Origin of the sequence: Priestia taiwanensis (assembly GCF_014638355.1) — a bacterium.
Lineage (GTDB): Bacteria > Bacillota > Bacilli > Bacillales > Bacillaceae_G > Priestia_D > Priestia_D taiwanensis.
In genome coordinates this window covers 23,613-39,385 of sequence record NZ_BMFK01000001.1, presented here as the reverse complement: position 1 = coordinate 39,385, position 15,773 = coordinate 23,613, and the positions used below count along the sequence as shown (strand labels likewise).

16 protein-coding genes are annotated in these 15,773 nt (G+C 37.8%); 4 read left to right on the top strand and 12 right to left on the bottom strand.

All coding sequences use genetic code 11. The features are described from left to right. Positions 1-9: 9 nt before the first annotated feature. The 6 genes from IEV41_RS00215 to IEV41_RS00190 form a co-directional block, all read right to left on the bottom strand. Positions 10-948 (bottom strand): thiamine pyrophosphate-dependent dehydrogenase E1 component subunit alpha, encoded by a 939-nt coding sequence (locus IEV41_RS00215; RefSeq protein WP_229722200.1) that lies wholly within the window; start codon positions 946-948, stop codon positions 10-12. A gap of 89 nt (positions 949-1,037) precedes the next feature. Continuing rightward, entirely contained in the window at positions 1,038-2,459 is a 1,422-nt protein-coding gene (gene lpdA / locus IEV41_RS00210) for a dihydrolipoyl dehydrogenase (protein WP_188386458.1), read from the bottom strand. Positions 2,460-2,478: 19 nt separating this feature from the next. Beyond that, a complete protein-coding gene (gene buk / locus IEV41_RS00205; RefSeq protein ID WP_188386457.1) occupies positions 2,479-3,573 on the bottom strand; it encodes a butyrate kinase in 1,095 nt (364 codons plus the stop codon). Positions 3,574-3,721: 148 nt separating this feature from the next. Then, on the bottom strand, positions 3,722-4,822 hold the full coding sequence (gene bcd / locus IEV41_RS00200; protein WP_188386456.1) for a branched-chain amino acid dehydrogenase: 1,101 nt from the start codon (positions 4,820-4,822) through the stop codon (positions 3,722-3,724). 17 nt (positions 4,823-4,839) lie between these two features. Beyond that, on the bottom strand, positions 4,840-5,739 hold the full coding sequence (gene yqiS / locus IEV41_RS00195) for a phosphate butyryltransferase (RefSeq protein WP_188386455.1): 900 nt from the start codon (positions 5,737-5,739) through the stop codon (positions 4,840-4,842). A gap of 220 nt (positions 5,740-5,959) precedes the next feature. Continuing rightward, on the bottom strand, positions 5,960-7,645 hold the full coding sequence (locus tag IEV41_RS00190; protein ID WP_188386454.1) for a sigma-54 interaction domain-containing protein: 1,686 nt from the start codon (positions 7,643-7,645) through the stop codon (positions 5,960-5,962). A gap of 340 nt (positions 7,646-7,985) precedes the next feature. Here IEV41_RS00190 and IEV41_RS00185 point away from each other — a divergent pair, with 340 nt between their 5' ends. Further along, entirely contained in the window at positions 7,986-8,219 is a 234-nt protein-coding gene (locus tag IEV41_RS00185; RefSeq protein WP_188386453.1) for a DUF2627 domain-containing protein, read from the top strand. Between the two features lie 33 nt (positions 8,220-8,252). Here IEV41_RS00185 and IEV41_RS00180 read toward each other — a convergent pair whose 3' ends face one another. Continuing rightward, the gene (locus tag IEV41_RS00180) at positions 8,253-8,975 is read right to left on the bottom strand and encodes a glycerophosphodiester phosphodiesterase (RefSeq protein ID WP_188386452.1); all 723 of its coding nucleotides are present in this window, start codon (positions 8,973-8,975) and stop codon (positions 8,253-8,255) included. Positions 8,976-9,066: 91 nt separating this feature from the next. Here IEV41_RS00180 and IEV41_RS00175 point away from each other — a divergent pair, with 91 nt between their 5' ends. The 3 genes from IEV41_RS00175 (at position 9,067) to IEV41_RS00165 (ending at position 10,089) form a co-directional block, all read left to right on the top strand. Beyond that, positions 9,067-9,210, top strand: coding sequence for a YycC family protein (locus IEV41_RS00175; protein ID WP_188386451.1), 144 nt, complete (start codon positions 9,067-9,069; stop codon positions 9,208-9,210). Positions 9,211-9,292: 82 nt separating this feature from the next. After that, complete coding sequence (locus IEV41_RS00170; RefSeq protein WP_188386450.1) at positions 9,293-9,655, top strand: DUF4183 domain-containing protein; 363 nt, start codon at positions 9,293-9,295, stop codon at positions 9,653-9,655. 14 nt (positions 9,656-9,669) lie between these two features. Then, entirely contained in the window at positions 9,670-10,089 is a 420-nt protein-coding gene (locus IEV41_RS00165; RefSeq protein WP_188386449.1) for a DUF4183 domain-containing protein, read from the top strand. 150 nt (positions 10,090-10,239) lie between these two features. Here the strand turns inward: IEV41_RS00165 and IEV41_RS00160 are convergent, their stop codons facing one another. From IEV41_RS00160 to ahrC, 5 genes are all read right to left on the bottom strand, one after another. Beyond that, complete coding sequence (locus IEV41_RS00160; protein WP_188386448.1) at positions 10,240-10,629, bottom strand: DUF3139 domain-containing protein; 390 nt, start codon at positions 10,627-10,629, stop codon at positions 10,240-10,242. Between the two features lie 152 nt (positions 10,630-10,781). Continuing rightward, positions 10,782-11,573 (bottom strand): sporulation transcription factor Spo0A, encoded by a 792-nt coding sequence (gene spo0A, locus IEV41_RS00155; protein ID WP_188386447.1) that lies wholly within the window; start codon positions 11,571-11,573, stop codon positions 10,782-10,784. Positions 11,574-11,980: 407 nt separating this feature from the next. Then, positions 11,981-13,306 carry a SpoIVB peptidase gene (gene spoIVB, locus IEV41_RS00150; protein WP_373284128.1) on the bottom strand — a complete coding sequence of 442 codons (1,326 nt, stop codon included), beginning with the start codon at positions 13,304-13,306 and terminating at the stop codon, positions 11,981-11,983. 131 nt (positions 13,307-13,437) lie between these two features. After that, positions 13,438-15,165, bottom strand: a complete 1,728-nt coding sequence (recN, locus tag IEV41_RS00145; protein WP_188386445.1) for a DNA repair protein RecN — start codon at positions 15,163-15,165, stop codon at positions 13,438-13,440. A gap of 30 nt (positions 15,166-15,195) precedes the next feature. Then, positions 15,196-15,645 (bottom strand): transcriptional regulator AhrC/ArgR, encoded by a 450-nt coding sequence (gene ahrC, locus IEV41_RS00140; protein WP_188386444.1) that lies wholly within the window; start codon positions 15,643-15,645, stop codon positions 15,196-15,198. Positions 15,646-15,773: the final 128 nt, after the last annotated feature.

Sequence of the window (15,773 nt, the reverse complement as noted above, 5' to 3'; positions counted from 1 at the left end):
AATCCCCCTCTATTCCCCGTATACGTGCAACAATGCATCTTCTGGCGCTGCGTACGGTGCATTTTCTCCATATTCTGTCGCTTCATTTACAATACGCTGTAATTTATCGTGTAACGCTTTATCTGTGTCATCTGTTAATAATTCTAAGTCTTTTAAATACGTAGCAAATAGCTTCACTGGATCTTTCGCTTTTGCCTCATCAATTTCTTCTTGCGAACGGTATAGACGCTCGTCATCATCACTTGTATGCGCTGTTAAACGTTCTGACACAGCTTCAATAAGTGTTGGCCCTTCGCCTCTTCTTGCACGCTCTACGGCTTCTTTCATTACTTTGTATACTGTTAATGGATCTGTTCCGTCTACTGTATAACCAGGCATACCATAACCAGCAGCACGATCTGATACATTCGCACACGCTAGCTGCTTTTCAATTGGTACAGAAATCGCATATTTGTTATTCTCGCACATGAAAATAACTGGTAATTTGTGTACGCCAGCGAAGTTTAATCCTTCATGGAAATCACCTTGATTCGATGATCCCTCTCCGAACGTTACAAATGAAACGAAATCTTTCCCTTCCATTTTCGCTGCTAACGCAAAGCCAACCGCGTGTGGTACTTGCGTTGTTACCGGAGAAGAACCTGTTACAATACGGTTTTTCTTCTGACCGAAGTGACCAGGCATTTGACGGCCACCAGAGTTTGGATCTTCTGCTTTACCGAATGCGGATAACATAAGCTCTTTTGGTGTCATCCCACATGCTAATACAACCGCCATATCACGGTAATATGGTAAAACATAATCTTTCGTTCTATCTAACGCAAATGCAGCTCCGACTTGCGTCCCTTCTTGCCCTTGACCAGGAACAACGAATGGAATTTTGCCAGCACGGTTTAATAACCACATACGCTCATCTAACTTTCGTGAAAGTAACATCGTTTCATACATACTTAATACATCGCTATCACTTAATCCAAGCTCTACATGACGATTCTCTGTTCTAATTTTCTCTAACACTGCTAATCCCCCCATCGAAATCACCCATGCAACGCCTTTCCTTCAACCGCTAAAGCTACTTCTCCCATCGCTTCTGATAACGCAGGATGCGGATGAATTGTTTTTGAGATTTCCCAAGCGGTAGCGTCTAGTACTTTTGCTAATGTTGCTTCGGAAATCATTTCCGTTACATGTGGCCCAATCATATGAACTCCTAATAAATCTTCCGTCTTAGAATCAACAATCATTTTGACAAAACCATCTACATCACCATGCACAAGTGCCTTTCCAATACCGCGGAATGAGAACTTGCCGACTTTCACTTCATATCCCTGTTCAACTGCTTCTTGCTCTGTAAGCCCTACTGAAGCTACTTCTGGATGGCTATATACACATTTTGGCACTGTATCTTGCTTCATTGGAGTAGGATTTTCACCAGCCATATGCTCAACGGCAATAATACCTTCATGCGATGCCACATGCGCTAGTTGTAAGCCTCCAATAACATCTCCAATTGCATAAATGTGTGACTCTTTCGTTTGGCAAAATTCGTTCGCATTAATAACACCTTTATCTACAACGATATCTGTATTTTCTAAGCCGATATTTTCAATGTTTGCTTGTCGTCCAATGGACACGAGCATTTTATTTGCTGTGAATGTTTTTTCTTGTTCTTTTTGAAGAGCTGTAATTGTTACATTTCCATCAACATGTAACGTTTCACCTAATACTTGTGCACTCGTTACAACTTTGATTTTCTTCTTCTTGAATAGGCGTGTAATTTCTTTTGAAATATCTTTATCTTCTAGTGGTAGAATTCGATCCGCATATTCAATAATTGTTACATCTACACCAAAGTCTGATAAGATAGAAGCCCACTCAACTCCAATTACGCCGCCACCAACGATAATAATAGATTCTGGTAAGTTTTCTAGTTGTAATGCTTCGTCTGATGTTACTACATATTCCCCGTCAATCGGTAAGTTCGGAAGCGTTTTCGGCCTTGAACCTGTTGCGATTAGAACATTCTTTGGAATTAACATCTCACTTTCTTCACCATTATTCATTTCCACAGAAACGGTGCCTGGCATTGGTGAGAAAATAGAAGGTCCAAGAATACGTCCGTATCCTTCATACACATCGATTTTTCCTTTTTTCATTAAGTGAATAATGCCGTTATGAAGTTGGTCTGTAATACCATTCTTGCGATCTTGTACTTTCGTGAAATCAATTGCTACGTCATTTGCAATAACACCATATTTTAATCCTTCTACTGTTTCACGGTATACTTCTGCCGAACGTAGTAGTGATTTCGTTGGAATACATCCAGCATGTAAACATGTGCCACCTAACTTGTTCTTCTCGACAATTGCTACTTTCATTCCTAGTTGTGTTGCACGTACAGCCGCTACATATCCACCTGGACCGCCGCCAATTATTACTAAATCATATTCTTTTGCCATTACAATCACCTCGTCTATATTAACGTTGCTCTACTAATACTCCTGCTCCGTACTGCTTCGCTTGTTCGCTTCCTTTTAAAACACGTAGTGCACCTTCTGCTAAGGCTTGTAATTCATCTTCACCTGGATGTACAATTACATCGGCAATCCAGCATACGTGCTTTGTAATCATGTCAACAAGCATACGGCTATATGCCAATCCACCTGTCAAAATAACAGCGTCTACTTTTCCTTTTAGTACAGCGCTTGCTGAACCAATTTCTTTCGCCACACCGTATGCCATCGCATCATAGACTAACTTCGCTTGTTCATCGCCTGCTTCAACCATTGCTTCTACTTCTCGTGCATCGTTCACGCCAAGATAACTTACAAGACCTCCTTGGCCAACAAGCTTCTTCATGATTTCATCACGGTAATATTCACCAGAGAAGCACATATTCACTAAGTCGCCTGCCGGTACTGTACCTGCACGCTCTGGACTGAATGGGCCTGTTCCATATAAACCGTTGTTCACATCTATAACGCGCCCCTCTTTATGAGCTCCTACTGTAATACCTCCGCCCATATGAGCAACAACATAATTGACTTCTTCATATTTCTTCCCTTGATTTGTAGCTGTTTTTCTCGCAACTGCTTTTTGATTTAATGCATGAAAAATACTTTTTCTCTCTATTTCACTAATCCCACTAATTCTCGCAATTGGCTCTAATTCGTCTACAACAACTGGATCGACGATATACGCTGGAATGTTCAAACCTTTTGCAATTTCATTTGCGAGGATACCACCTAAATTAGAAGCATGATGTCCACTTAAGCCAGCTCGTAAATCACTTATCATCTCATCGTTCACTTCATATGTGCCACCTTCGATTGGGCGAAGTAATCCACCTCTTCCGCAAATAGCACTTAGCTTTGACAAGTTAATACCTTCTTTGTCTAATGCATGGAGAATCGTATTCTTTCGAAATTCGTACTGCTCAATAATGCTGGAGAATTTCCCTATCTCTTCTGCACTATGTCGAATTGTTTCTTCAAAAATCATATATTCTTCATGAAAAACCCCTATTTTCGTAGAAGTACTTCCTGGATTAATCGTTAATATTCGGTACGACAAGGTTCTCCCTCCAACTTATTGCTACTATTATTCTTATCTATGAAACTCCCTGGCAATTTTTCATAGATAAACTGCCAGGAAGGATTCTTACTTTTATAAGACATGACAGCACTTCACTCCGAGTGGCGCTTTCATGATAAATCTACTTTTATCGCATTTGGCGACTTAAAATGTGATGTCCATTTTGTAAGAACTTGCTTCTTGAACGTTGAATGCGTGCAATACGTTCTTCTGCTAAGCGGTCTGCTGCAACGTATGTTGGGATACCATCACGTTTTGAAATTTCGATTACTTTTGCGATGTTATCGTAAATACCTTCTACTTTCTTCATTGCACGTTCACGGTTATATCCATATAATTCATCCGCTACGTTAATTACCCCACCTGCGTTAATTACATAGTCTGGTGCATATACGATACCTAATTCATGGATCAGGTTACCGTGACGTGTTTCTTTTAATTGGTTATTTGCAGCACCTGCAATAACACGTGCTTTTAACTTCGGAATTGTTGCATCGTTAATTGTTGCTCCTAACGCACACGGTGCATAAATATCACACTCTACGCTGTAGATGTCATCTGGATCTACAGCTTTTGCACCAAACTCTTCTACTGCACGTTTTACCGAGTCTTTGTTAATGTCTGTAACGATTAATTGTGCTCCTTCTTCATGCAAGTATTTGCATAAGTTGTACGCAACGTTACCAACACCTTGAACAGCAATTACCTTTCCTTCTAAGCTATCTGTTCCGAATGCTTCTTTCGCTGCTGCTTTCATTCCTCGGTATACGCCATATGCTGTTACAGGAGATGGATTTCCTGATGAACCGAATGATGGTGAAATACCAGTTACATAGTCTGTTTCCTCATGAATAATATCCATATCAGCTACTGTTGTTCCAACATCTTCTGCTGTAATGTAACGACCATTTAATCCTTGAATGTAACGACCAAATGCACGGAACATTTCTTCGTTCTTGTCTTTACGTGGGTCTCCGATAATTACCGTTTTACCGCCACCAAGATTTAACCCCGCTGCTGCATTTTTGTAAGTCATTCCCTTCGCTAAGCGAAGTGCATCTTCAATGGCTGCTTCTTCTGACTCATACGTCCACATTCTTGTTCCTCCAAGAGCAGGTCCAAGAGTTGTATCATGAATAGCGATAATCGCTTTTAAGCCAGATTGCTTATCTTGACAAAATACTAATTGTTCGTAATCATATTTCTCCATGTATTTGAAAATTTCCATTGTAAGTTCCTCCTTAGTTATGCAGTACATACAGCTAATGCTAATGAATACAGCTTTGTTTTTGCATCATCAGCTCGAGATGTTAATACAATTGGTGCTCTCGCTCCCGCGATCACCGCCGCCACTTCAGCTTGTGCGAAATAAACGAGTGATTTATACAATACATTGCCTACTTCTATGGTCGGTACAACAAGAATATCTGCCATACCAGCTACTTCACTTTCAATATGTTTATGCTTTGCAGCAACAAGTGAAATAGCATTATCTAACGCTAGTGGTCCATCAACCACACAATCTTTTATTTGTCCTCTTCGGTTCATTTGCGTCAAAATCGCTGCATCCGTCGTTGCACTCATCGCCGTATTCACTGCTTCTACGGCTGCTAGTGGGGCTACTTTCGGATTTGTCATGCCGATTTTATTCGCAATGCGAACTGTATTATTAATGATCGCTGTTTTCTGTTCTAAATCTGGTTGAATATTCATCGCTGCGTCTGTCACAAATAACAAACGATCGAAAGTAGGTATTTCAAAGAGAGCGGCATGTGATAGGACTTTTTCTTTTCTTAGTCCGTATTCTTTATTTAGGACGGATTTTAGCAACATCGCTGTTTCCACATGCCCTTTCATTAAAATATTCGCTTCTTTCGCCGATACGGCTTTCACAGCTTCTTCGACTGCGCTTTGTTCGGTTTCGCAATGATATATCGTAAGTTGTTCATGCGAAACGATGGAGGCATCTATCCCTTCCAATATGTGATGAATTTTCTCTTCATCACCGAATAATGCAAAAGATGCTAGTTTATGATGAATGGCCTCACATACAGCTTTTAACACATCTTCATCATGCGCGGCTGCAACTGCAACTGTCATTGCTTCTTTTGCTTTGGCTTGTTCAATAAGCATGTCTAGTTTCATCTATGATTCCAGCCTTTCTTGAAAACCTTTTCATCATCTCTATACTGCAATTAGCATGCCAACTTTTACAAAATAGCAAAAATAATTTTATCTTTCTGTTTTTTCGCTCTATAAGCCATTCTTTTTATAAACACCTTTATGTAACCTAATATTAATATCAAGTACTAAAATATGCAATACTTTTCATACACTACATTTATTGCATGCAAAATATTGCACACTAAGAACGCTCTAATTTATAATATAAACTCCTGATGGAGATTCCCAACTCTTTTGCCGTTTTTGTCTTATTTCCCTTGTGTTTATTTAATACTTCTTCAATGATTTTCTTCTCATATGTCATAACTCGTTCGTCTAGACTTTTCTTTTCCTCTATACCTATAACTGCCACTTCAGACACTTTCGCATGATGCAACGGTGGCAAATGCTCTACTTCAATAATCCTATCTTGATAATGCATGAAAATAATTGCACGTGCTAACACGTTTTCTAGTTCACGCACATTCCCTGGATAATCATATTCCTGTAAATATTCAATCGCTTCTCGCGAAATAGAATGAACAATTCGCCCATAATCTTGATTGATTTTCCCAATTAATCGTAAACAAATAGCACCAATATCTTCTTTTCGCGCACGTAATGGCGGAATATGAATTGGTAGTTTATTCAAACGGTAATACAAATCTTCTCGAAATGTCCCGTCTACCATTGCCTTTTCTAAATTCACATGAGTTGCTGCAATGACACGTGTGTTAATCGGAATTGCTTTCGTTCCTCCAACTCTCACAATCTCGTTTTCTTGTAAGACTCGAAGTAACTTTGCTTGCATATTCGGCGAAAGCTCCCCAATTTCATCAAGGAAAATACTTCCGTTATTCGATTCCTCGAACAACCCTTTCTTCCCGCCTCTTCTTGCTCCCGAGAAAGCACCATCTTCATATCCAAACAACTCACTCTCAAGAAGCGATTCCGTTAGCGATGCACAGTTAACACGTACAAATTTATTAAACTTTCGCTCACTACCATCATGAATCGCATGCGCGAATAATTCCTTCCCTGTACCTGATTCCCCTCGTAATAGTACTGTCGCTGGGGTTTTCGCTGCCAAACGTGCTTGCTGAATCGCAACCATCATTTCTTTCGAAGATCCAATAATATCTTCAAACGAGTACTTCGTCTCCAACGTTCGAATAATTTGTCTTGCTCGCTTTAATTCATTCGTTAATTTTTCAATTTCAGAAACATCATGGATAACTCCTACGCTCCCCTTTATGACACCGCTTACAATTACAGGAGCTACATTTACAAGTACATCTCGATTATTGCTACCTACTTTCATCCGTACACCGCGTACTGCCTTTCTTGTTTGCAGTACTTTCATATGCATACTTTCTCCTTCTACAATATCTGCAGTTGCTGGTTTGCCAATCACTTCTTCTTTTGTTAAGCCTGTAATTCTCGTATATGCGGGATTAATCAAAATCCCTCTTCCTTGTTCATCAACAACAGAAATCGCTTCTTCAGATGAGTGGATTATCGCTTCTAATAATGTTTGAGATTGTACTTCTTGTTGTAGAATAAGATTTTCTTTTTCTTCTAATAAGCGAAAAATTATTTTTGCTACTGCCCCTGGAATTAATACAGAATTTTTCTTCTTCCTAACTTGTAATGCTGCATTTAATTCCTCATCGCCAGTCGCATTAATAATGACATCCGTACGTTCTAACAAAAATGCTTCTACCTCTGTTGATACTGGAATATGCAATGAATTCGCAAGCTCTATCCCTTTCGCTTGTGAATTTCGGTCTACTACCGCTACCACTTCCGATACATCAGACGAATGAAAAAGCCGGATTAAAGCTGTTCCCCCATTCCCAGCACCAATAATCATTACTTTTTGCTTCATTACCCCACTCCTCCCACTTCCATCTTACTGCTTCCTACATTATTTTACAATTTTTTATTCTTCTATATAAAAAAACATTTGATAAGACAATCGAACTCACATTCAACGAAAACATAAAACTAGTACACTGATTATCCTTTCTTCTCTCATCCTTTCCACAAACACTTGTACAGCAACCTTTCTTCGACTCGAGTAGTTATCACTATCTTAAATAACGCTCCAATGCTAAAATGTCTCTATAAAGGTAATTATTACGCTACACATATTACTATTTAATAAACATCCATAAAGTATATTACTATCATAAATACCTACATTTATATTTAAGGAGTGGCTACATATGCGTTTATTTGCACTATTGATTGTTTTAGTTCCAATTTTCTTTGCTATGTTCGGCATTAAACTTATGCGCGATACGTTATTTGGAATCTCCGTACTACCTATTTCCTCATTATCACTACAATTCCTGCTCGGGGCCTTATCATTTGGTATCGGATTATATTTAATCGGTAGCTTCATTTTGCACCGTGATCGAAAACGAAATAAAGTACAACAACGATTTAAACGACCATAAGAAAAGAAGACATAGACCCTATGTCTTCTTTTTTTATTTCTTAAGCAAGGATTTCGCCCTTTCTGGATAATCTGTAATGATTGCATCGCACCCATCCTCTATTATTTGCTTCATTAATGGTACATTATTAATCGTATACGGTCTCACCGCAATATTCCGTTTCTTACATTCTTCTACAATATACCTATCAATAAGACGGTAGCTCGGATGAATCGCATCTACCCCTAGATGTTCTGCATAATACCACGGGTGCATGATACGGGTATTATACAAAATGGCTGTTTCAATGCTCGGGGCAATTTGTTTACATTTCACTAAACTCTCATCATTGAAAGAAGACAGAATAACACGCTTACTAAGACGATGAGAACGAATTAACGAGATTACTTCTTCCTCCATCCCATAATAAGGGATAAAATTATTTTTCAACTCAATATTAATTTTTAACGTATTGTCCTTACACCACTTAAAGACATCTTCTAATAATGGAATTTCACAAAAATCAATCTTAGCTCCGAATTTATAATTTGCGTTGTAGCGTCTTAGTTCCTCATACGTATAATCATGAACAAATCCTCTTCCGTCCGTTGTACGATCTAACGTCTCATCATGAATAACGACTAATTGGTCATCTTTCGTTAACTGAACATCCAATTCAAGTCCATCAGCCCCAAGACGCTTTGCTTTTTTGAAGGCAACCATCGTATTTTCTGGATACGTTCCTGCCGCCCCTCGATGCGCAAATACTTGCACCATACTATCCTTCCTTTCCATCTTTTCGTTACTTTATTCGCTGTCTTTTGGTATAATAAATGGACAGAAAAACAGAGAACAAAGGAGGAAACACATGAAACCTTTACAACTATCTCCTGAAACAGCTATTAAGCTTGCGAAGGAATTAAATATCCCTCTTGAACAGCTTATGCATATGCCACAACATATTTTAATCCAAAAAATGATGGAATTATCAGAGAAGGAAAGTTCAAACTAAGAACTTTCCTTTTTCATTTCACACTCTTCTTTCCTACTTCATATACTTATAACATCATTATTATAAAGAGAGAGGAAATTCTATGCGTTCTCGAAATAAACAGAAAGAACAATTTTCTTCTTTCCTTCAAAAATATTCGATATCGTGTATCGCTTTTCCAGTAATTCCTCCCTCCTCCAACACCCCTCGTCAAACAACATGCACCGAATTTATTACCGTAGCAAAAGGAAACAAAAGAATTTATCATAATGAGGATGGATTGACGGAATACGGTCCGATGAGAATAGTTTCTCCTAATGATGTCTCGTACATTAACTTATTCATCAATGGAGTACTTCAACCACAGGTTAACTATCAAGTAGGAGAGGGAGAACTAATTTTATTAAGCAACAATCTCCCACAACAAGGTGTCCCGATTACATTACAATTTATTAGTATTTATTAAGGAGAGGATTGTACATGCCTGCTTCACTCGTAAAGTTAGTAATAACAGCGGATAACACAGTTGGCGGTTCTATTACCACTACAACAACAACAAATGTTGCTCCTGTTACAACTCGCTACGTAGCGAATGTTACAGCCGGAATGATTAGTGGTGGCGTCACAACAATTCCTGCAACAAGCTTTCTGGATGACACAGGAACAGCACTTAGCTCTGGTGGACTGCCAACAATTAACGCAAACTCATACTACACAGTACAAATCAACGGTGTACTACAACAAAGTGGTTTGTCTACATTAACAAACAACGACCTTGTTATTAACGCAGCAGTTTTAGTAGGAGTGCCGGTTACCTTAGAGATTGTTAACTTCTCTGGCACAACTTCTACGTCCACATCTACAAACGGTGTTACTGTTTCAACAACGCTTAACACATAATAGATTCCGACAAGGACCACCTGCCAAAGTGTACAAGGTGGTTTCTTCCTATTCAGCCACCCTTCAAGTTACGTTTATATGCAGAGAATGAAGAGAATATACATAAGAAAACAAAAAAGCCCCTGGGAGTGATTTCTCGCAGGAACCATACTAATATTTTATAGTACAATTTGTTTCCATATGCTTTCGCTCTTCTGTAAATTCCGTTCTATATGTGTTTAAATCTTCATCGTAGTACTCACAGTGCTGTTGAATCTCTCCTGACGCTCTCCATTGAATATATACATACTTTTCTTTTGGTTCATCTGCAAATACAACATACGATATCGTTCCTTTCACCCTATCCGTATTTCTTTTCGAATTGTAGGTTGGTTTGATTGATAAGATATCTTCTTCTTTATATCCCTTTCCAATCAAGTATCCTCCTGTATCTTGCTTCATCATATATTCGCTAATAGGGTTTCCATAAAATGCCGAGTACAACGTAAAAGCAAAGAGAGCTATAATTGTAGCAGATGCCATTACAATAACTTTTTTCAAGCTCCCCCTCCTTTCTATAGTTGATATTCCTTCTCCCAAAGAAAATACCGCCGTTCATTAGCCTGTAAAATGACAAACCAATAAAAGACGGTATATATAACATAGTATTATTGCTGGTAATTAGTAGTATGACATTATCGTACGAACACTACTTAACTCACTTTACTCTCTAATCGTAACTTATCAGCGACCATTGCGATGAACTCCGAATTTGTTGGTTTTGCTTTTGAAATAGAAACAGTATAACCGAATAACGACGAAATAGAATCGATATTTCCACGACTCCATGCAACTTCGATCGCATGGCGAATTGCACGCTCTACACGTGACGCAGTTGTGTTGTATTTCTTCGCGATATCTGGATATAACACTTTTGTAATCGAGCCTAATAGCTCGATATCATTGTACACCATTGAAATTGCTTCACGTAAATATAAGTATCCTTTGATATGTGCTGGTACGCCAATTTCATGAATAATACTTGTAATATTGGCATCTAAGCTCTTTGGCTTCACTTCGGATTGCTGACGGAACATTGAAGATTCTTTCTTTACTAATCCACTTGGTTTGCCACTTACTTGGCGAATATGATTAGCTAAGTTTTCCATATCAAACGGTTTCAAAATAAAATAAGATGCACCTAAATCAACAGCTTTCTTCGTTACATCTTCTTGACCGAAAGCTGTTAACATGATAACGTTCGGAAGCTTCTCCCTACTAACTTCTCTAATCTTCTCTAGAACAACTAGACCATCTAAGTAAGGCATAATAATATCCAATACAATTACATCTGGTTTTTTCTCTTCAATCTGCTTCAAGCAATCTTGTCCATTGTAAGCAACTCCTACAACCTCGATATCTGATTGCTGTGCTAAATAATTCTCAACCATCGTGATTAACTCTTTATTATCATCTGCAAGAAACACTTTAATTTTTTCTAACATTTTGTTTCCTCCCTCACGTCATCTGAACTTGCTCGTATTTACCCGTTATCTCGTCTATATGTGCTATTAATGTATTTTCTAAAAAGAAAAATTCGACAACGACACGTTGTTTCCTTTTATTTCTCCATTTTATTTATGTAAAAGTGTTCGACACTTTTCAAGGTATTTTTCGTTCTTTTCTTAAAAAAGTCTAAATAACACGAAAATTCGCTTTCTCCTGTTATAATACAATTCTATTTTACACGACAATTTACATAATGAAAACAACTTATAAGACAAGAAATCATTTTTTATGAACTTTTCTATAAGAAAACCCTTTCTTTTTACAAAAAAGTAAATAAAAACGTACTTTCTTCTCTTATAGACCTATGAATAATCATTTTTTGACGAAAAAGAAGCGAGCGTCATTAGCTCGCTTCTTTCTTGTTTAATTGGTGAGAATCATAAATATTAATGCCCGCTTCGTTTAACATCCATTCAATATGGACACCATAACCAGAAGTCGGATCATTCACAAAGACGTGAGTTACTGCGCCAATTAATTTGCCATCTTGAATAATTGGGCTTCCGCTCATTCCTTGGACAATACCACCTGTATGCTCAAGAAGACGCTTATCCGTAATCTTGATAACCATTCCTTTTGTCGCAGGAAACTTCTGTGGTATTGATGTTACAACTTCTACATCAAATTCTTCTACTTTGTCTTGGTTAATAACAGTAAGAATTTTTGCTGGTCCCTCTTTCACTTGGTGGGATAGTGCAATTGGCAATTCTTTATCCATGATACCATTCGGAATAGTTGTACGCAGTGTACCAAAAATACCAAACGAGCTATTCGTTACGATGTTACCTATTACTTCGTTATCCGGTGCAAACCGTGCTAATTTCTCTCCTGGGTCACCGTCGCTTCCTTTTTGGATAGACGTAACCGTTGAACGCATAATTTGCCCGTTTTGTACTTGAATTGGCTTTTTCGTATCATTGTCTGTTATGACATGCCCTAATGCTCCGTATTTCATCGTGCCAGGGTGAATAAACGTCATCGTTCCAATTCCTGCTGCTGAATCACGAATATATAAACCAATACGATATGATTCTTCATCTTTGTTTTTTAAAGGTGTCAACTTTGTTTCAAATGTTTTCCCTTCTCGTAAAACAACAATCTTAAGTGATGCACCAGTTTTCCCTGAATCTTGAATAAATGGGGCAACATCATTCATCTTCTGAATTGGTTTCCCATTTATATTCATAATCATATCTCCAACTTTGATTCCTGCAATTTCACCTGGTGATTTCTTTCCTTCTTTTGTTTGAATAAGGTGATGTCCTACTACTAACACACCTTTCGTGTTTAGCTTGACACCAATTGATTGACCACCCGGAATTACTTTGAAATCTTTTAATACTTTCACATTTACTTTCTTAATTGGAAAACCAGCCATTTGTAAAATAACATCTGCTTCCCCAGTCTGATGAGCATCGACAGACACTTGTTTATCGTCCTTCCCAACCGTTACAACGTTTGGATTCGATGATTTCACATTTCCTAAAGCTGGGATCGAAGCTAATTCAGATTGTTGCCCTTCAAATAAAACAACTTCTTTTGGTATCTCTAAGTAATGATGAATTTGTTTATTTAAACAAATGAATACTATTGAAACAAGGAGAAATGCACCTATCAAATTTCTTATACGCCTTTTCATTCCTTCACTCTCCTCGCTCCTAACCCACATTCAGCCACTGTTTTGCGACCTTATCATTACTTTCTCCTTTGTCGAAACGATTTATAACTGGCAAATAAAATAAAGTACATTTTTCAACGTTTATCTGTAAAAAAAGAAGATGAATCGACTGATTCATCTTCTTATGCATACGTTGCTTTAATATTTTTAGCTTGTTCAAGTAATTCCTTCGCATGTTCGTGCGTCACACCTGTAATTTCTGCACCTGAAATCATACGAGCAATTTCCATAATTTTCTCTTCATGGTTTAATACATTTACATTTGTCTTTGTTCGATCTTCTACAATTTCCTTTGTGATAAACAAATGTGTATCTGCCATCGAGGCAACTTGTGGAAGATGCGTAATACATAGTACTTGAGAATCAGCTGACACACGTTGGATTTTCTCTGCAATTGCTTGTGCTACTCGTCCGCTTACTCCTGTATCTACCTCATCGAAAATAATGGATGTCACACCTTGATGCTTCGAGAAAATACTCTTAAGCGCAAGAATAATACGAGATAACTCTCCACCTGAGGCAACTTTCGCAAGTGGCTTTAACGGCTCTCCAGGGTTCGTTGAAATATAGAACTCGACTTCATCTAAGCCATCAGCCATTAATCTAACTGGGATTCCATCAACAAGCGGATCACCTTCTGTTCCCTCGTTCCTCACAATGCGTACTTCAAACTTCGTCTTATCCATATACAATTCTTTCAACTCTTGATGGATGGCATCTGTTAAATGCGCTGCTAATGCCTTTCTCATCGCTGATAAGCGAAGTCCTTCGTCGATTACCTTAATTATCAGTATATCTAATTCTTTCTTTGTCTTCTCGATGTGTACGTCTTTATTTTCAATCGTATCTAATTCTTCTGCAATTTGTTCTGCATAGTGTAGAATCTCTTCAACAGACTGACCATACTTACGCTTTAACATATTAATTTCATTTAAGCGTGATTCAATAAAATCCAGACGCTTCGGATCATACTCCATTAAATCAATCTTTTCTCGTAAACCATACGCAGCTTCTTCTAGTACATAAAAGCTATTTGCAATTGCTTCGGAGATATCTGTTAATGACTGATCAATACTTGTTACTGTTTCAACACCATACATTGCACTACGTACTTGATCAAGTCCTTGTGAATCGCCACTAAGCGCTTGGTATGCGTCTGTTAATGCTTTATATATTTTCTCGAAGTTCGCTATTTTAATGCGTTCTTCTTGCAATAGCGTATCTTCATCCACTTTTAAATTAGCAGAGCGAATTTCATCTAACTGAAATTGAATCAAATCTAGTCGATGAGCCATTTGTTGTTCATTTTCCGTTAGTTGCTTCAACTGCTTCTTCACACGTTCGTACTGTGTGTATACTTGGCGATATGATTCAAGTTGATTCCACATATTCTCTGCATCAAACTGATCTAACATATGTAAGTGACGTTCGGGAGTCATTAAATCTTGATGTTCATGCTGGCCATGTATATCAACTAACGTCTTACCAATTTCTTTAAGCGTCGTTGTCGTCACTAGTTTCCCGTTAATACGGCACACACCTTTTCCCGTATGTGTAATGTCCCGCTTTAAGATAATCATATCCTCTTCTAGCTCAATGCCAAGTTCCTCACATTTGCTAAAGCACGGATGTTTCTCATCTAAATAAAATAGTCCTTCAATTTCTGCTTTCTCCGTACCGTAACGGACAAATTCAGAGGATCCTCTTCCACCTACTAATAGTCCAATTGCATCAATAATAATGGATTTCCCCGCACCCGTTTCTCCACTTAATACAGTTAATCCTTTTTCAAAAGAGATGGAAACCTCTTCAATAATTGCAAAGTTCTTAATTGATAATTCCGATAACAAACTTCTTTCACCTCTTATATGTTATATCTTCTACAACATGCGAATAAAACGTTCAGAAATTCCTTCTGTATCTTCTGGCGTACGGCACACAATTAAAATTGTATCGTCTCCGCAAATTGTTCCGACAATTTCATGCCAATCCAAATGATCAATTAGTGCACCAATAGCACTTGCATTTCCTGGCAATGTTTTTAAGACAATAAGATGACCTGCTGAATCGATTTTTACAAATGCATCAATTAATGATTTCTTTAGCTTTTGCAATGGATTAAAGCGTTGATCTGCCGGTAAGCTATACTTATATCTACCATCTGTTAAAGGAACTTTCACTAAGTGCAGTTCTTTAATATCACGTGAAACAGTTGCTTGTGTAACATTAAAGCCCTCGTTTCGTAGAATATCTACTAATTCATCTTGTGTCTCAATATCTTTACTTGAAATAATTTCTCTAATTTTAATATGACGTTGACCTTTATTCACTTCATTAGCTCTCCTTATATATAATCTACATTCATAGGAAATAATAACGTGTATATATAGACAAAACCCCGATAGATTTAGTCTTCCCTTCTTTAAAACAATTGTACAAACTAATGTTAAAACATAAT